The 17560-nt window shown below is 69.5% G+C and carries 16 protein-coding genes; 13 read left to right on the top strand and 3 right to left on the bottom strand.

Annotated elements, in window-relative coordinates; translation table 11 throughout:
- Positions 1-217: 217 nt before the first annotated feature.
- From I6A60_RS15725 to I6A60_RS15780, 12 genes are all read left to right on the top strand, one after another.
- Entirely contained in the window at positions 218-952 is a 735-nt protein-coding gene (locus tag I6A60_RS15725; protein ID WP_203023112.1) for a GntR family transcriptional regulator, read from the top strand.
- Between the two features lie 420 nt (positions 953-1372).
- Positions 1373-2344: an ornithine cyclodeaminase family protein gene (locus tag I6A60_RS15730; protein ID WP_203023113.1), complete on the top strand. Its 972-nt coding sequence runs from the start codon at positions 1373-1375 to the stop codon at positions 2342-2344.
- 77 nt (positions 2345-2421) lie between these two features.
- Positions 2422-3876 (top strand): FAD-binding oxidoreductase, encoded by a 1455-nt coding sequence (locus I6A60_RS15735; RefSeq protein ID WP_203023114.1) that lies wholly within the window; start codon positions 2422-2424, stop codon positions 3874-3876.
- Positions 3873-4913: a sugar phosphate isomerase/epimerase gene (locus tag I6A60_RS15740; RefSeq protein ID WP_203023115.1), complete on the top strand. Its 1041-nt coding sequence runs from the start codon at positions 3873-3875 to the stop codon at positions 4911-4913. Before I6A60_RS15735 ends, I6A60_RS15740 begins: the two co-directional genes overlap by 4 nt.
- 174 nt (positions 4914-5087) lie before the next feature.
- On the top strand, positions 5088-6653 hold the full coding sequence (locus I6A60_RS15745; protein WP_203023116.1) for an ABC transporter substrate-binding protein: 1566 nt from the start codon (positions 5088-5090) through the stop codon (positions 6651-6653).
- 65 nt (positions 6654-6718) lie between these two features.
- Positions 6719-7744 (top strand): ABC transporter permease, encoded by a 1026-nt coding sequence (locus I6A60_RS15750; protein ID WP_203023117.1) that lies wholly within the window; start codon positions 6719-6721, stop codon positions 7742-7744.
- Positions 7741-8661 carry an ABC transporter permease gene (locus I6A60_RS15755; protein ID WP_203023118.1) on the top strand — a complete coding sequence of 307 codons (921 nt, stop codon included), beginning with the start codon at positions 7741-7743 and terminating at the stop codon, positions 8659-8661. The genes I6A60_RS15750 and I6A60_RS15755 overlap by 4 nt, the downstream gene beginning before the upstream one ends.
- The gene (locus I6A60_RS15760; protein ID WP_203023119.1) at positions 8658-9557 is read left to right on the top strand and encodes an ABC transporter ATP-binding protein; all 900 of its coding nucleotides are present in this window, start codon (positions 8658-8660) and stop codon (positions 9555-9557) included. Before I6A60_RS15755 ends, I6A60_RS15760 begins: the two co-directional genes overlap by 4 nt.
- Positions 9554-10375 carry an ABC transporter ATP-binding protein gene (locus I6A60_RS15765; RefSeq protein WP_203023120.1) on the top strand — a complete coding sequence of 274 codons (822 nt, stop codon included), beginning with the start codon at positions 9554-9556 and terminating at the stop codon, positions 10373-10375. Before I6A60_RS15760 ends, I6A60_RS15765 begins: the two co-directional genes overlap by 4 nt.
- Before the next feature lie 43 nt (positions 10376-10418).
- The gene (locus I6A60_RS15770) at positions 10419-11825 is read left to right on the top strand and encodes an MmgE/PrpD family protein (RefSeq protein WP_203023121.1); all 1407 of its coding nucleotides are present in this window, start codon (positions 10419-10421) and stop codon (positions 11823-11825) included.
- Positions 11826-11855: 30 nt separating this feature from the next.
- The gene (locus I6A60_RS15775) at positions 11856-12320 is read left to right on the top strand and encodes a nucleoside deaminase (protein ID WP_203023122.1); all 465 of its coding nucleotides are present in this window, start codon (positions 11856-11858) and stop codon (positions 12318-12320) included.
- Between the two features lies 1 nt (position 12321).
- Complete coding sequence (locus tag I6A60_RS15780; RefSeq protein WP_203023123.1) at positions 12322-13665, top strand: amidohydrolase family protein; 1344 nt, start codon at positions 12322-12324, stop codon at positions 13663-13665.
- Between the two features lie 49 nt (positions 13666-13714).
- On the opposite strand, the gene I6A60_RS15785 is transcribed toward I6A60_RS15780, so the two are convergent.
- The 3 genes from I6A60_RS15785 to I6A60_RS15795 form a co-directional block, all read right to left on the bottom strand.
- Positions 13715-14350 carry a Uma2 family endonuclease gene (locus I6A60_RS15785; protein ID WP_238435516.1) on the bottom strand — a complete coding sequence of 212 codons (636 nt, stop codon included), beginning with the start codon at positions 14348-14350 and terminating at the stop codon, positions 13715-13717.
- 222 nt (positions 14351-14572) lie between these two features.
- On the bottom strand, positions 14573-16051 hold the full coding sequence (locus tag I6A60_RS15790; RefSeq protein WP_238435517.1) for a HAMP domain-containing sensor histidine kinase: 1479 nt from the start codon (positions 16049-16051) through the stop codon (positions 14573-14575).
- On the bottom strand, positions 16051-16725 hold the full coding sequence (locus tag I6A60_RS15795) for a response regulator transcription factor (RefSeq protein WP_203023125.1): 675 nt from the start codon (positions 16723-16725) through the stop codon (positions 16051-16053). The genes I6A60_RS15790 and I6A60_RS15795 overlap by 1 nt, the downstream gene beginning before the upstream one ends.
- A 143-nt stretch (positions 16726-16868) precedes the next feature.
- On the opposite strand from I6A60_RS15795, the gene I6A60_RS15800 reads away from it, so the two are divergent.
- Positions 16869-17468, top strand: coding sequence for a hypothetical protein (locus tag I6A60_RS15800; RefSeq protein ID WP_203023126.1), 600 nt, complete (start codon positions 16869-16871; stop codon positions 17466-17468).
- Positions 17469-17560: the final 92 nt, after the last annotated feature.

Consider the following 17560-nt stretch of genomic DNA (forward strand, 5'->3'; position numbering starts at 1 on the left):
AAGCTCAGAGGTCCGGTCGGGTGCCGGATCGAGCGGTCGAGTCGAACCGGGTTCGGACTGCGCCAGACAGGCGCACGCGGTATACCAGACGGTCCGAAATTGGTGTCACGAAGCGTCAGGAGGACTCAGTCGTGCCGGCTGCGAGCGTCTCAGGCTGCAGGCGCGTGGGCTTCCGTACGATCGTGGCGGCCACGGAGATCGACACGGGGGTGGGGCGATGACGACGCCTGGGTCAGCCGACCAGGTAGAGATCACGTCGCTCGACCCGCCGAGCCGGCTCGCCCCCGAACCCCTGGGCGTCGCCGACCGGTCACTGGTCCAGCAGATCTACGAGAACATCCGTGAACGCATCATCAACGGTGAGCTGGCGCCGGGAACCAGGCTGCGGGAGCGAGAGATCGCGCTCGCGTTGGACGTCTCCCGGATCCCGGTGCGAGAGGCGTTCCCTCAGCTGGAAGCGGAGGGGTTCATCGTCTCCGAGCCCCGTCGCGGCTCGGTGGTGACCCAGTTGACGCTCCGCGATGTCGAGGAGCTCTTCGACGTACGCACCAGCCTGGAGTCGCTCGCCGCCCGGCTCGCCGCCCGTCAGTCGGGCAGGGGCGCGACCGACCGCCTGCACCGGGCGCTCGTCCTTGCTGAGGCGGCGACGGCGAATGGCAACACGATGGCGATCACAACGGCGAATGCCTCTCTGCACGAGGAGATAGTGGCGCTCAGCGGTAACAGGACCCTGGCGAACCTGATGCGGCCGATCAACGGTCGAGTCCGCTGGTTGTTCCGGCTTACCGCCGAGCGGGACGCCGGCGCGCTCTGTCGGGAGCACCAGGACCTCTGCCAGGCGATCTGGGACGGCAACGCCGAGTACGCCGCGGCCATAGCCATCGCGCACGTCGAGCGGGGACGTTCCTATTCGATCGAGGCGCTGCGTTCCATCCTCCCCGCCGCTGGCTGAGGACCTGACCAGACCCATCACGTCCAACGGCGGATTGCGGCTGAGTCCACGTACTCGACCCGTCCGTTGAGTGCGGCGCCGTGACCTCGGTGCGGACTCGCCGCCGCGGCGCGGCCGGGTAATTCGCGCGGCCCGACGCGCGTCCTCCAGCGCACGCCCGCCCTCCGATCGGCCGGCCAGGCCTGACCCGCTGGCGACCGGCACCGCCCCGTCCCGCGATCGGTCTGACGTGGGCTGTCCGAACCGCGCCCTGATCCGTCACGGTTCCCGCCGGCATGCCCAGTTGCTCGGCGCGTCGTCGCACGTCCCGCGCCCGGAAGGAAGGTCACAGCCCATGGCATGGATCGCAGGCGCCGCCGACGATCTCTCGGTCGCTTCCAGTGGCCGGCTGATCGCGCGGTCCGGGAAGCCCGGGCCGCGATGACGCTCCTGCTCAGCCGCTCGGAGATCGAGTCGCTCATCGACAGGACCGCGGTCATCGGCGCGGTCGAGGACGCGCACCGTGGTCTGGCCGCGGGCCAGGCCGCCAATGGCAGAGCGTCCGCCGTCATGGTTGGCGACGCGGTGTTTCTCCCGATGCTCGCCGTCGACGAGCGCCTGCGGACCGCGACCGTGAAGTTCCTCGCGGACCTCGTGGGCGTCGGCGGCAAGGTGCAGCGCACCACGCTCCTGGTCTGCTCGACGGTGACCGGCGAGTGCGAGGCGCTCTTGGACGGCCGGCTGATCACCGCGGTGCGCACCGCGGCGACCAGCGCCGTCGCGACGAAGTACCTGGCCCGAGCGTCCAGCCGCACGCTTGGGCTGGTGGGCGCGGGCCGGCTCGCGATCGAACACCTACGCGCGCTGGCGCACGTGCTGCCGGTCGAGGACGTCGTCGTCTGGTCGCGTTCCGCGTCGACCGTCGATGCCTTCACCGAGCAGGCGAAGGCGCTGGGGTTCGCGGTGCGAGCGCTTTCGTCGCCCGAGGCCGTCACCCGTGCGGCCGACGTCCTGTGCACCTTGACGCCGTCTCGCGAGCCACTCGTCCATGGAGCCTGGTTCACCCCCGGCCTGCACGTCAACGTCGTCGGGGCCCCGCCACGCGCCGACCACCGCGAGGTCGACAACGAGGCCATGGCTCGGGCCTACGTGGTCGTCGACTCGGCCGACGAGAGCCTCGCCAAGTCCGGTGACACGGCGTTGGCGATCCGAGACGGCGCGATCAAGGCCGAGGAGGCCCTGCGCGAGCTCGGCGACGTCATCGACGGCCGCACCCTGGGTCGCACATCGCCCGACCAGATCACCCTGTTCAACTCGATCGGGCTCGCGCTGCAGGACACCGCGACCGCCCGCCTCCTGATCGACCGCGCCCGCGCCGAAGGCGTCGGCCGCGAGATCGACCTCAGCGCCTGACCGACCGCCGAGCGTGCAGGAAGTACCACCTGACCCCGCCCCGCCAGGTGCGTGCCTGTCTTACGAAAGGAATGCGCGTGAGCGCCGCTGCCCCCACCACCATGGACGCACGAGTCGCCGACCTGCGCCGCGCCGTCGGTTGTGACGTCATCGCCGAGGGCGATGCCGGGTACGACGTGCTGCGCCGGGTCTGGAACGCCGACATCGACCGCCACCCACTCGCCATCGTCCGCGCCACGTCCGCGACGGACGTCGTCGCCGCCCTCCAACAATGTGTGGCGGCCGGCCTTCCGATCACCGTTCGAGGCGGCGGGCACAATCTCGCGGGCACCGCCGTCCTGGACGGCGCCGTCATGATCGACACGGGTCTGCTGCGGTCGGTCGAGCTGGACGAGCGGACCGGACGGGTTTCCGTCGGTGCCGGCTGCCGCTGGGGCGACGTCGACCAGGCGCTGGCCGGCCACGGCCTGGCCGTGCCCGCGGGCGTCGTCTCGCACACCGGGGTCGCCGGGCTCACGCTCGGCGGCGGTCTCGGCTACCTGTCCCGGATGTTCGGCGCGACCGTGGACCACGTCGAGCAGATCGAGGTCGTCGTGGCCGACGGGCGAATCCTGACCGTCACCGAGCAGGACCATCCGGAGCTGTTCTGGGCGCTGCGGGGTGCCGGCCACAACTTCGGAATCGTGACCCGCTTCGTTTTCCGCACGATTGCCCTCCCGGGCCTGGTCACCATCCGACAGCAGCTCTTCGGCGCCTCGGACCGGCGCGCGATCCTGCGGTTCTTCCACGAATGGGGACCGGCGGCTCCGGGCAACATGGGGACCTACATCCGCCTGCTACGGGCGCCGGAGTACTGGTCACAGATTCCCGCCGAGCATCGCGGCAAGCAGATCATCTCGGTGGCCACGATCTTCTACGGTGACCCGGCGGGGGAGGCCGAGGCCACGGCGCCGATGTTCGCCCTGGCCGACCCGATCCACACCAGCCTGCGGACGATCCCGCACGTCACGCTCCAGCACAGCACCGACGACGAGTTCCGTTACGGGCTGGGCCATTACTGGAAGCACACCTCGCTCGACAACTTCGACGACGAGGGCATCGACGTGGTGCTGAGGTTCGTCGACGAGTACCCGGGCCGCAGCCTCAACTCGAGTGCCCACATCGCGCACCAGCTGCTCTGCCCGTTCGAGCTCATCGCCGGCACCCACCAGCCGCGGCCTCGCCCGAACGACTCGACCGCGGGCATCGAGTCGGTGCTCAGCGTCAACATCGGCGCGGACTGGCGGTACCCGTCGGAGAAGGCCCCACTCGTCGACTGGGCCCGCAGGTTCGACAACGAGCTGGAGCCCTACCGAAACGGCACCTACATCAACTTCACCTCGGTGGCGGGTGACGAGGAGATGGCCCGCTCCGTCTACGGCGACAAGTACGACCGTCTCGCCAGGGCGAAGCGGCTCTACGACCCGAACAACGTGTTCTCCCGGGGCCTCGTCAACCTGGCGGAGAACGAGGACTCGGTGTGGGCGAAATGACCAGGGTCGGCGCCGACAGCAGCAAGTTCCCGCGCTCCCTCGAACTGGGCGCGATCGGGACGCTCAAGGCCATGAAGGCGGCCGGGCTTGAGGGCGCCTTCTTCCGGTCCCCGTTCGAGCTGAGCCGGACGATGGACCCCGCCGAGCTTTCCGACGTCGTCCAGGCGGCGGCCGCGCTCGACATGTACATCGAGACGGGTATCGCCAAGGTGAACCCGTACGCCACGCCGGAGGCACCCGAGATCCGGGAGTTCGGGCGGGGAAGCTACTTCGACGGGATGGCCCGCATCATCGAGGCGGTCGCGGACGTGGGCATCACGGAGCTGTGGACCGCGACGGCGAACTACAAACACCGGCTTCCAGGCCTGTTCGCCTGCGACCGGTTCCGCACCGACGTCGACTGGGAGGACCAGCTCGCCGCGACGGAGAAGTACCTGACGAAGCTCGGGCCGGTGCTGCGCGGCGCCGGGGCGCATCTCAACATCGAGACGCACGAGGAGATCACGTCGTTCGAGACCATCCGGCTGGTCGAGGCCGGTGGGCCGGACGCCTTCGGTATCACCTTCGACATCGCGAACGTGGTCTGTCGGGGTGAGGAGCCGAGCGCGGCCGCGCGGCGGCTGGCTCCCTACGTGCGGCAGACCCATTTCCGCGACGTCGCCCTAGTCGAGACGGACGACGGCTACGGGCGGTTCATCGTTCCGATCGGCTCGGGGATCATCGACTGGCCGGTGGTGCTCGGGCTGCTCGCCGAGCACAACCCGAACCTCAACATCTCGATCGAGGGCATCACGGCCACCAGAGCCGAGATGTCGCTGTTTCTGCACGAGCCGCGCTGGGCCGCGTCCCACCGGGATCTGACGGCCGACGAGTTCGCCGCGCTGGAGCGGCGCGCGGCCGCGTACGGCGCCGAGGTAGCCGCCGGTCGCCGTCCGGGCCCGGACGACCTGCGCGCGGACGTCAGCGAGCAGCAGGAACTGGATTTCTTCACGACGTCGGCCGCGGCGCTGCGCGACGTGATCACAGCGGCGGCCTGACCCACCCCGCGGCGAGCGATCGCCGTACCCAGTCCATTCGACCAGACGCTATCGGTGAGCCCGCGCCTCTTCGTGACCGGCGCCCCTCACCACCACCGGCAGTTGTTTCCCGCTGCCTCTCCCGAGCAAAAGAAGAAATTCCACCGACGTGTCGACAGAAATGGGGAAGCTTCCATGAGGAAGAACTACAGACGAGGGGCCGTCGTGCTCGCCACGATGGCTCTGGCCGGCGCTTCGCTGGCCGCCTGCGGTGGCGGTTCCGGCGGCGGCGCCGGGGGCAGCCGGGTCGTGATCGGCATTGTCCAGGTCCCGCACACCCTCGACCCGCAGCAGGTCTCCGACATCCAGAACGACGAGGCGATCACGAGCATGTACGACACGCTCGTGACCTTCGACGCGAACGGGAAGCTGGTCAGCGGCCTGTCGACGTCCTGGGAGTACGCGCCCGACGGCAAGAGCATCTCGTTCACGCTGCACGACGGCGCCAAGTTCCACAGCGGGAATCCGGTGACGGCCGCCGACGTGGCCTACACGCTGAACCGCATAAAGAAGGTCAACACCGGGGTCGCGGCGTACATGCAGGACTTCGCGAGTGCCACGGCCACCGACGGGACGCATCTGACGATCAGCCTCACGCAGCCTGACCTGCAGTTCATCGGCGTGCTGAGCAAGGTCTACATCCTGGACTCGAAGCTCGTGGGCCAGCACGAGGGCAGCGACGAGGCGCAGAGCTGGCTGGCGACCAACGACGCCGGCTCGGGGCCGTACGACCTCGCCGGGTACAAAGCGAACTCCAACCTCGACCTCACGCTCGACACGTCCTACTGGAACTTCGACGCGACGCGCCCGCAGAACCTCAACTTCCGCTACATCGCCGAGAACAGCACGTTGGCCAGCGAGCTGAGGAACGGCGGGGTCGACGTCGTCGCCCAGCTCGACGCGACCAACCTCAAGCAGTTCCAGAACAACCCGTCCTACAAGGTCACGGTGCTGCCGACCCTGAACGAGACGATGGTCATCATGAACACGGCGGGTGGCGTGACCGCCGACCCGCGGGTTCGCGAGGCCATCCAGCTCGCCTATGACTACCAGGGCCACCTCGGCACCATCCTGGGCGGCGCGGGACAGGTGGCGACTGGCCTCGTCTCCCCGGCCGTCGCGTGTGGCGTCCACGGCGCTCCGAGCACGCAGAACGTGGCGAAGGCGAAGCAGCTCGTGCAGGACGCCGGCGCCACCGGAAAGAGCCTGACGCTGATGTACCAGCCGGTCTTCCAGGAGCACACGCAGGCGGCAACGCTGATGCAGACCGACCTCAAGGCGATCGGCCTGAACCTGACGCTCAAGCAGGTCACGTTCCCGCAGTACCTGCAGATGGTGAGCTCGGCTGACACCGAGCCCGACCTCGCCATGGTCTGGGACTCGCCGAACTACCCGCAGATCGGCGCCTGGCTTCAGCAGAGGTTCGCCAGCAAGTCGATCGGGACGACGAACCTGGCCCGTTACAGCAACCCCAAGGCCGACGAGCTGATCGCCGCCGGAGCGGAGGCGACGGACGCGACGACCGCCTGCTCGGACTTCAACCAGGCGCAGCACCTGATCCTCGACGACCACGTCGCCGTGACCATCGCCAACCCGGCGACCCCGGTCGTCACCGACACGAAGGTGAAGCCGTTCGGCTTCGACCCGTCGTTCGTCATCTTCAACCCGAAGCTCATCCGCCTGGCGTCCGGCGCCAACTAACTGGCCCCGTGGGTCCCGGGCCGAGGCAGTCCCGGGACCCACGGCCCTCACGGGTAGGCAGGTCAATGAGAAATTTCGTGGTGGCGCGGCTCGGCCAGGCGATTCTCTGCGTATGGGGTGTCGTCACGATCGTGTTCGCCCTCACCAAGGTGATTCCCGGCGACCCTGCGCGGATCGCCGCGGGCCAGACGGCGACTCCCGCGCAGATCGAGCAGGCCAGGGCCGCGCTTGGTCTGAACCACCCGTGGATCGTCCAGTACCTCGACTTCATCGGACGGGCCTTCCGGGGCGACCTCGGTACCTCGACGGTCACCCACCAGCCCGTGTTGCACGACCTGGCGCAGACCATTCCGACGACCATTCAGCTGGTCGCGCTCGGACTGCTGATCATTATCGTGCTCGGCATCCCGATCGGGGTGCTGGCCGCCTACTTCGAGAACAGGCCGGTTGACGGCGGGCTCCGCGTCCTCCTTGCCTTCCTGGGTGGCGCACCGGTGTTCTGGGTCGCCATCCTGATTCAGTTCGTCTTCGCGGCGAAGCTCCGTATCGTCCCGATCTCCGGCTCCAACGACTACGGGCTGGCCCCGGCGCACCACACGGGGTTCACGCTGATCGACTCGGTCGTCGACGGCAATGCCCCCGCGTTCTTCAACTCGCTGACGCATCTGCTGCTGCCGGCGTTCGCGCTGGCCGCGCCCTTCCTGGCACACCTCGCGCGCAACGTTCGGACCACCATGATCGGAGCGCTCCGCACCGACTACGTGACATTCGCCCACTCCAAGGGCCTCGACACGCGGCGGGTCGTGTTCCATCACGCGCTGCGCGCCACCCTGGCCTCTTCGATCACGATGCTCGGGATGCAGTTCGGCTGGATGATCGGCTCCGCGCTGCTCGTCGAGACCGTCTTCGGACTGCCCGGAGTCGGGACGTACCTCAATCAGGCCGTCCTGAGCCAGGACATCTTCGCCGTGCTCGGCGGCGTACTGGTCATCGGTGTCGTCTTCATCGTCAGCAGCCTGATCGTCGACCTGGTGCAGATCAGATTCGACCCGCGGGTACGCGCCGCGATGCTGGCGGAGGCGGCGCGATGAACAACGCGAACCCGGACATCACCTTCGCCGCGCCGCGCCGGCTGCCCAGGCTGGAGACGAGACGGCTGGTCGGCGCGCCCGCGCGAGCGCTGCGCGGCCTCGCCGGCCGGCACGCCCCGTGGCTGGACCGAATCGCGGTCGGGATTCTCTGCCTCGTCCTGCTGGTCTCGGTCGTCGGTGCCTTCTGGCGCCCGGCCGATCCGTACACCGCCGATCCGAAGACCGCGCTGCTCGGCCCCAGCGCCCACCACCTCTTCGGCACCGATGACGTCGGGCGGGACGTGCTCTCGCGCATGCTCGCGGGCGCTCCGGAAACGCTGCTCGCGGCGCTCGGCATAACGTTGCTGGCGACGCTCGTCGGCGTCGTCCTGGCCTCCGTCGCCGCGTTGTCGCCGCGGTGGCTCGACGCCGCGGTCATGCGGCTCTGCGACATCACGATGGCGCTGCCGACGCTCGTGTTGGCGCTGGGCATCGCGGCCGCGCTCGGTCCGTCGAACCGCTCCCTGACCATCGCCATGGTGCTCTCACTGTGGCCGGGCACGGCCCGGCTGGCACGCACGACTATCCGGGAGACCATGTCCCAGCCGTATATCGAGACGGCGCGACGGATGGGGGCGGGCCGGCTCTCGCTGCTGTTCCGGCACATCCTGCCCAACTCACTGGACCAGATCGTCGTCACCGCCAGCATGGAGATCGGCGGCGCCATCGTGATCATGGCGGGTCTGGCCTTCATTGGCGTGGGCGCGCCTCCACCAGATGCCAACTGGGGATCCATGGTGGCCGAAGGGCAGTCGTACATGACCACCGCGTGGTGGATCTCGATGTTCCCCGGTCTCGTGATCACGCTTTCCGCGATGGCCTTCGGCGTCATCGGCGACGCGATCCGTGTCCGTATCGATCCGGCGATGGTCCGATGAAGCCCCGCGCGATCGATCGCGACATCGAGCCTTTCCTGCGCGTCCGGAACCTGCGGGCCTCCGTCGCCGCGCCGAGACACCGACCGGAGTTCGGCGAACGCGAACTCGTCAGGGGCATCGACCTCGACGTCTGGCCCGGAGAACGGGTGGCGCTCGTCGGCGAGTCCGGTTCGGGGAAGTCGGTGACCGCCCGCGGCATCCTCCAGCTCGACCCCTCCATCCGGCTCACCGGTTCGGTCGAGGTGGCCCGGCAACAGCTGATCGGCGCCGCGCCGAACACGGTCCGGGGAATACGTGGCCGGGTGGCCTCGATGGTCTTTCAGGACCCGATGACGGCACTGAATCCTGTGCTGACGGTGGGCGACCAGGTGGCCGAGCCGTTGCGGCTCGCCGGAACCTCCCGCAAGGAGGCCATGAGGCAGGCCGCCGACATGCTCGACCGGCTCGGGGTGCCCAACGCACGAGCCCGACTCGGCGCGTATCCGCAGGAGTTCTCCGGCGGCATGCGCCAACGGGTCGTGCTCGCGGCGGCGCTCATCGGCCAGCCCTCGTTGCTGATCGCGGACGAGCCCACGACGGCGTTGGACGTCCTGATGCAGGAGCAGATCCTCGACCTCATCGTGCGGCAGTCCGACGACCTGCGGCTCGCGGTCCTTCTCATCACCCACGACCTCGGTCTGGTGGCGGGCGCGACGGACCGGGTCTACGTGATGCGCTCAGGCGAGATCGTCGAGGAGGCGCTGGTCGACGATCTCTTCGCCCACCCCGAGCACCCGTACACCCGCGCTCTTCTCGGCGCGGTTCCGACCCTCGACCACGACCCGGAAATACCACTTACGCCGGTGCCGGCGGCCGGGGCGGAACCCGAGCAATTCCTACCGAGGAGCCGTCGATGAGCGCGCTGCTGGAGGTGGACGGCCTCACCAAGTCCTTCGGTCGCGGACGGAAACGCCACGAGGTGCTTCACGACGTGTCGTTCTCGGTACCCGAGGGACGCGTCGTCGGCATCGTCGGCCAGTCAGGATCAGGAAAGACGACAGCCGTTCGCTGCGTGCTCGGCCTCGACCGGCCGGACGCGGGCGCGGTGCGGTACGACGGCTTCGACGTCCTGGCCGCCGGGCGTGCGCAGCGGCGACGTTTCCAGACGGAAGTACAGACGGTGTCGCAGGACCCGTATACGAGCCTCGATCCCCGCATGCGGGTTGAGAGGATCGTCGGGGAACCGCTGTGGATCGGTGGCCTGCGTGACCGCGCCGAGCTGCGGGCCCGCGCTCTGGAGGCTCTGACGCTGGTCGGGCTTCCCGACGACGCCGGCAGCCGTCTCCCGCGGGCGTTCTCGGGCGGGCAGCGCCAGCGCATCGCCATTGCCCGCGCCCTCATCACGAAACCCCGCCTGCTGGTGTGCGACGAGGCGGTCTCGGCGCTGGACGTCTCCGTGCAGGCCGAGATCCTGAATCTCATCCGGGCGATGCAGCGGCAGTTGTCCCTTTCGGTGCTGTTCGTCGCGCACGACCTCGCGGTTGTCAAATACCTGTGCGAGCAGGTCGTCGTCATGTCCGAGGGCCGCGTGGTCGAGGCCGGGAGCCGGGACGAGATCTACGACGCCCCGGCGACCGAGTACACCCGGCGACTTCTCGCGGCTGTCCCGCGCACCGATCCGGCCGCCGAGCGGGCCCGACGCCACGCTCGGCTTTCCGCCGGAGCAGGTCGGTGAGCGCCGTCGTACCCGGAGCATCCTGCCCTGGGGCGGAGCTCCGTTGACTGAGCGTCCGCCGGTGACCCGCAGGCTGGCCGCGTTCGCGGCCGGTTTGCTTTTCGAGGACCTGCCGAGCTCAACCGTGGCGATGGCCAAGATGCACGCCCTCAACATCGTGACCGCCGCCATGACCGGTTCGACGCTGCCGGCGGCGGCCAGCGTCCTCGCGGTCCACCTACGCGCGGGCGGCGTGCCCGAGAGCTCGGTCATCGGCAGCGAACGGCGCCTGCCTCGCGCGGCCGCGGCGGCGGTCAACGCCCATTCCGCCTACTGCACGATGAACGACGACAGCTTCATGGAAGGCGACCTGCACCCCGGCCACTCGTCGGTGACCGCCGCGCTGGCGGTCGCCGAGTCGGTGGGAGCCGGTGGGAAGGACTTCCTGGTCGCGCTCGTGGCCGGAATCGAAGTCGGCTGCAGGATAGGCGCGTCGCTGTGCCAGACCCAGGAGTCCCACAAGGCCCGGGCGGGCTGGCACTGCAACCTGGGTGACACGTTCGTCGCGGCCATCGCGGCCGGCAGACTCCTCGGGCTGAGCGAAGACCAGTTCGTCGCCGCGATCGGGATCGCGGCGACCGCCGCGGCCGGGCTGAACGAGGTGATGAATCCTCCGCCCTCGCAGGTGTGGCCCTGGGACGGCGGCCGCAACACCGGTCAGGGGGTCCTCGCCGCCGAACTGGCCCTGGCCGGAATGACCGCGGGCACCACCGCGCTCGAGGGGCCTCAGGGCTTCATCGAGATGTTCACCGGCGGTCGAGCGGAGCCCGTCGCGTTCGACCGCGCGCTCCGAGGCCTGCACTCCGAATGGATCAGCGAACAGCTGCTCATCAAGACGCGCTCCGCCTCCGTGATGACCCACAGCGCCATCGACGCGGCGCAGCACCTCGTGCTGCACCACGGCATCGCCCTGGCGGAGATCGAGACCATCGAGGTCCGGACAAACAGGTGGACGGTCGAGAAGCTCTGCCATCGAGACGTCCCGGACTTCAACGTCTCGGTGTTCAGCCTGCCGTTCGCCATCGCCCTGGCGATCCTGACCGGTGATCAGCTCTCGCCGCCGAGCATTCATCACGCCTATCTCGACAACGTCGAGATCAGGGCTCTGATGAATCGTGTTGTCGCGATCGAGGATCCCGAGATCGACAAGGTCTTCGGCTTCTCGTTGCCCGCGGACGTCACGGTGCGGACCACGGACGGTCGCCACTACCGGGCTCGTGAGGACATCCCGTCTGGCCAGTATCCGGACAAGCCACTCGATTCACGGGTGTTCGAGCGAAAGCTCCACCTCAACGCCGCGCCCCTGTTGCGGGCCGACCGGGTCGACCGACTGATCGCCTGGGTCTCGGACGAGCTGGTCGGCGCCCGCGCCCTGGAACCGTTCGCCCGGCTCATCGCCCCATCCAGCTGACGACCTGGAACCCGACGCAAAGGAATTCCGATGACCATCTCTCTGCAGGACGCGATGAAGCGCTCGCTGGAGCTCGCGGCCGAAGCTGCCGCCGCGGGCGACCACCCGTACGGCGCCGTGCTCATCACCGCCGACGGCCAGGCCGTCGAGGAGCGCAACCGGGTCGTGACGACGTCGGACCCCACGGCCCACGCGGAGAGCATGGCGATCCGGGTGGCCGCAGGGAAGTGGGGAATCGACCTGTCGGGCGCCACGATGGTGGCCTCCTACGAGCCGTGCCCGATGTGCTGTGGGGCGATTCTCGAAGCCGGCGTCGCGGTCCTCGCCATCGGCCAGCGGCGGACGGTCGGAGCGGCGCCGCTCGGCCGCTACACGGTCGAGAACCTCCTCGAACTCCTCGACCGCCCGCACGCCCTTCAGGTGGTGACGGAGGTATTCGGGGACGAGGCCGCGGCCTTCTACGCGACGGTCGACGCGACGACCGAAGTGGCCTGACGTGGAGCCGACCCGGCGGTCCTTCCCGACCGCGAGCCAGGCCTTCCTCGCCAAGCGGATCTTCACCGCCGTCGGCGCCGAGGGCACGCTGATCGAGGACGCCGCGCTCGTTCTCGACGACAACCAGATCCTCTACGTCGGACCAGCGCGAGACGTCGACCTCGTCGCGGTGCCGGCCAATGACCTGGGCGACGTCACCGTGCTTCCCGGCCTGGTCGACGCGCACGCCCACCTGACCCTGCCAGCCGACAAACGCAACTACGAGCAGGTCCACCAGGATCCGGACGAGATGCTCGCCCTGGTCTGCGTCATGAACCTGCGGAAACACCTGGCGGCAGGGGTGACGACCATTCGTGACAACGGCGGGAGAAACCGGGTCACCTTCACCGTGCGCGACGCCATCCGGCGCGGCTACCTGGCGGGTCCCCGCCTGCTGCTCTGCGGTCGTCCGGTCACGCAGCGACTCGGCCACTTCTACTTCTGCGGCGGCACGGCGGACGGCCCGGTCGAGATTCGGGCGACGGTACGAGCCCTCGTCGCGGAAGGCGCCGACCACATCAAGATCATGGCCTCGGGAGGCGCCACCCTGGGCAATCTGCCGTACTACGCCGCCTACACCGTCGAGGAGATGAAGGCGGCCGTCGACGCCGCGCACGACCTCGGCCGGCTCACCACGGGCCACTGCCGGGCCACGCAGTCGATGCGCTACGCCCTGGAGGCCGGATTCGACGCGATCGAACACGCGGAGTTCCTGGAGGCAGATCTCTCGCGCAAGGCCAACCTCGGGGCGCACCACAATCTCCAGGGCGGCCAAAGCGTCTACGACGGGCGGCTGGCGCAGCAGCTCCTCGAAGCCGGCACGTTCATCAGCACCACCCTGCAATGCGGGGGATATGACACGGTCGTCGACCTGAGGGACAAGAAAGACGCTGTTGGCCTTACCGAGCAGGAGCAGGGGCAGCTTGACGCCCTGCAGTTCTACTTCGAGCAGAAGGTCGGCAACTTCAGCCACCTGATCAAGGACGGCTTCGTCGGCAAGCTCGCCATCAGCAGCGATGCCGGTCCCTTCGACACTGCGTTCGGCCGCATGGATCTCGGGCTGTGCCTCGGTGTCGAAGGCGGAATGACGACCCGGCAGGCACTGGTCGCGGCGACGAGGATCGGCGCCGAGCTCTGCGGCGTCGCCGATGAGGTCGGAACCCTGGAGCCAGGGAAGCTGGCCGACTTCTTCGCCGTCGACGGCGACCCGACTCGGAACATCGCCGACATCGCGAAAGTGACGGGAGTCTGGGCCGACGGGCACCTGAGGTCCCACGGACCGGGCGTCGGCGTCGACTGGCCGTGAGCAAACGCCCGCGCGGCTCGGCTGAACCGCGGCCTCCCGTGGGCGGCGGTCAGAATGTCAGATCGTCCCAGGTGATGGTGACCGGGATGGGGTTGGTGATCGCGGGCGGGCCGCCGGACTCGTCCTTCATGAGGGTGCCGAGGTGTTTGTAGAGCATGCTGGCATGGTCGAGTGCGTAGCGTTCGATGGTGGTGACGCCGTCGTTGTCGAGGCGGGTGATCCAGTAGTGCGGAATCCCGGCGCGGGCGTACTCACCGAGCTTGTCGGTGGTGTCCTGAGTTTCCGAGCCGGGCGAGACGATCTCGATGACGAGCAGGGCGTGCTCGGCGCGGAGTCGTTCGCCGCGGTCGCGGTCCAGGCAGCGGTAGAGAATGACGTCGGGCCGCCGGTTGAGCAGCGGGATGTCGCGAAGCCGCAGATCGACGTCGTTGTTGACCGTGAGGCAGCCGTATCGGCCCGACTTCACCGCGTTCTGGGCGTGCCGCTCCAGCAGGTTGGCAAGGCGTCGGCCCGCGGTCTGGTGGTCCGGGGTGGGAGCCTCGCAGAAGACGATGTAGCCGTCGACGATCTCGATCGACCGGGCGATCTCCTCCGCGAGTGCCTCGTACTCGGCGGCCGTCACGCGCGCGGGCTGTGGGCGAAGGGCACGCAACCAGCTGTCCTCCGGCAGGGCCGTTGTCACCATTGCCTCCCGAGCGGATGAGTCGTCACACGTCCAAGACGTCGGCAGGCCGTGACCGCCCGATCTCAGCGTAGATCCCAGGCTCGCGCAGACGTGCATCGCGAGGCAACGCGACCGCGTCAAAGCCGCCGAAGCCCGGTCTCGGCCTCACCATGATCGCGGTTTCGGCCTTCCGATGGTCGTATCCGGTGCTGTTTCGTAGCCACCAGAGGGCGAAAACAGCGATCAAGGTGACCGGCGGACGTTGCCGGTCGCGGCGTTAGGGCCGCTGGAGCGCGAGTGGGAGGAAGAGATCGTCGACACGCCCGCGACGACGAGACGATCACTCTCAGCTGGCACCGTCCCGACGCCGGCCGTCGCAACGGTGGTCCAGGCGCCCGGCCCACGCGCGATGGTGGGGAGCACCGCCCTTAGACAGGCGCCCCTCACGGCGTGACCCGTGGGGTGGTCCGGCACGGTCGCGATCAGCGTGCCGCCGTGCGCGTGCGCGATGTCCCGGGCGATCGCGAGGCCGAGCCCGCTGCCGCCGCCGTCCCGCGCCCGCGTCTCGTCGAGCCGTGTGAACCGGTCGAACACCGACTCGCGGTGCTCCGCCGGAATGCCCGGGCCGTCGTCGGAGACCTGCACGGTCGCGGGCGCCGCCACCCGCACGACCACCGTGGACGCGGCGTGCCGCACGGCGTTGTCGACGAGGTTGCCGACCATCCGGCGCAGGTGGGAGGCCGATCCGGTCACGACCACGTCGGGGGCGATGTCCAGCGTCACCTGGACGCCCTCTCGCCGGGGTCGCAGTGCCTCCTCGGCGGCCACCTCGCCGAGGTCGACCTCGTCCACGCGCAGCGGCTCGCCGGCGTCGAGCCTCGCCAGCAGGAGCAGATCGGCGGCCAGGTTCTGGAGCCGGTCCACGTCCGTGAGCGACTCCTCGACCAGGCAGGGCGCCTCGCGCTGGCCGAGCTCCAGGCGGGTCCGCAGGATGGCCAGCGGGCTGCGCAGCTCGTGCGCCGCGTCCGCGACGAACCGCTTGTGCCGCTCGACCGCCTGCTGCAGCCGGTCGAGCGTCACGTTCATCGTCCGTGCCAGCCGGGCGATCTCGTCGCCCGAGTGGGGCACCGGAACCCGCCGGTGCAGGTCGGTGGCCGTGATGTCGGCGAACGTCGCGCGGATCGCCGAGACCGGGGCGAGCGCCCGCCCGGTCAGCAGCCAGGTCAGCCCGGCGACGAGCAGCAGCAGGACGGGTAGGCCCGCGAGCAGCAGCTCGCGCAGCATCGCCAGCGCCGCGTGCGCCGGGTCGAGCGAGACGCGGGCGGACACGGTCACGGGACCGGCCGCGGTGGCCACCTGGCGCTGGGCGGTTGCGTAGCCGGAGCCCCAGGCCTGCCCGGCCGCGACGGCGCCGGCCCCGGATCCGATGCTCGGCGACCCGGTCTGGCCGGCGACCTCGATACTGGCCGCGCTGATGACCTTCACGTCGGGGTCGGGCCCGACCATGTTGGTGACGACCAGCGCGGGCCGACCGGGCTGTTGGCCTTCGGCGCCCTGGATGAGGACGGCGGCGGCCTCGTCCGCCCGCCGTGCCGCTTCCTGGCTCGCGCCCGACACGAGGCTTCCCCGCAGGACCAGAACGAGCACCAGACCCGCGGTGCCCAGGGCCAGCGCGACCGTCACCGTCGCCACCACCGTCGCGCGCAGCCGTACGGACCGCATCAGCACGCTCCATCCAGTCGGTAACCCGCTCCTCGCACCGTGACCAGGCTCGCCCGGCCGAACGGGGCGTCGATCTTGCGGCGCAGCGCGCTGATGTAGACCTCGACGATGCTCGGGTCGCCGTCATAGGCGAAATCCCAGGCCTGTTCGAGTAGCTCGGCCTTCGAGACCACCTCGCCCACCCGCCGCGCGAGCGCGTGCAGGACGGCGAACTCCTTCGGGGTGAGCGCGATCTCCGTCTCGCCGCGACGGCAGCGCAGGCCGGCCGGGTCCACCGACAGGTCGCCGGCGGTCAGGACGACCGGTCGCTCCCGCCCACCGCGGCGGATCAGCGCCCGCAGCCGGGCCAGCAGCACCACGTAGGAGAACGGCTTGGAGAGGAAGTCGTCCGCGCCGGTGTCCAGCGCCTCCGCCTCGTCGTACTCCCCGTCCTTCGCGGTCAGCATCATGATCGGCGTCCAGTTGCCGTCCTCCCGCAGTCGGCGGCACACGCCGTAGCCGTTGAGCAGGGGCAGCATCACGTCGAGCACGATCGCGTCGTACCGGTGCTCGGTCGCCATCCACAGGCCCTCCTGCCCGTTGTGCGCGACATCGACCGCGAATCCCTCCCCGGCCAGCCCGCCGCGCAGCAGTCCGGCCAGCCGCTCTTCGTCCTCCACCAGCAGCACTCGCATGACTACAGGGTGACGGATGCGACCTAAGGGCTACCTGAAGATCACTTCAGCTGGCTTCAGGAGTGCCTCAGCCGCCGCACGGGAGTCTGGCCCCGGCCCCAACCAATGGGCCACCGAGAAAATCGAGAAAGAGGAGGTGCACGATGCGAATCCGCCGGATCGTCCTCGTCAGCGCGATCACCCTCGGGCTGGCCGGCTCGGGCGCCGCGGCCGCCAACGCCAGCGGCAACCAGCCAGGCTCCGGGGCCCCCTCGGGCCAGCCGTCGACCTGCCCCGCCCCACCGGAGGGCGCGGGCCTCGACAACGTCCAGGTGAAGGACGGCAAGGTCTACTTCAACGGAAAGCTGGTCGGCACGGCCAAGCCAGGCGAGCCGGTGGCGGTGAAGGACGGCAAGGTCTACACCGGCGCGGCCGCCGAGGCGCTGCCCAAGCCGCCTGGTGCCGAGGACTTCCAGGTGAAGGACGGCAAGATCTACCACAACGGGAAGGTGGTCGGTGAGGCCAAGCCGGGCACCCCGGTGGTGGTGCGGGACGGCCAGGTCGTCACCGGCGGGGCCGCCGAGGCACTGCCGAAGCCGGCGGATGCCGACGGGCCGCACCTGATCAGCGTGTTCGGTAGCGCCGGCCCCGGCGACAAGGGCCCCGGTGGCAAGGTCCTCGGTGGCACCGTCCTCGGCGACAAGGGCCCCGGCGACAAGGGCCTCGTCTGCGCGATCGAAGGCGTCCAGGCAAGCCAGGACTAGCCGCGCGAAACCCGTTTGGCCGCGCGCGCGGAGCCGTGCCCCGCTGGTGACGGGCGCGGTTCCGCGCCGCGTTCGCGACACCTTGGTTCCTC

The organism is Frankia sp. AgB1.9 (assembly GCF_016786355.1).
Classification (GTDB): domain Bacteria; phylum Actinomycetota; class Actinomycetes; order Frankiales; family Frankiaceae; genus Pseudofrankia.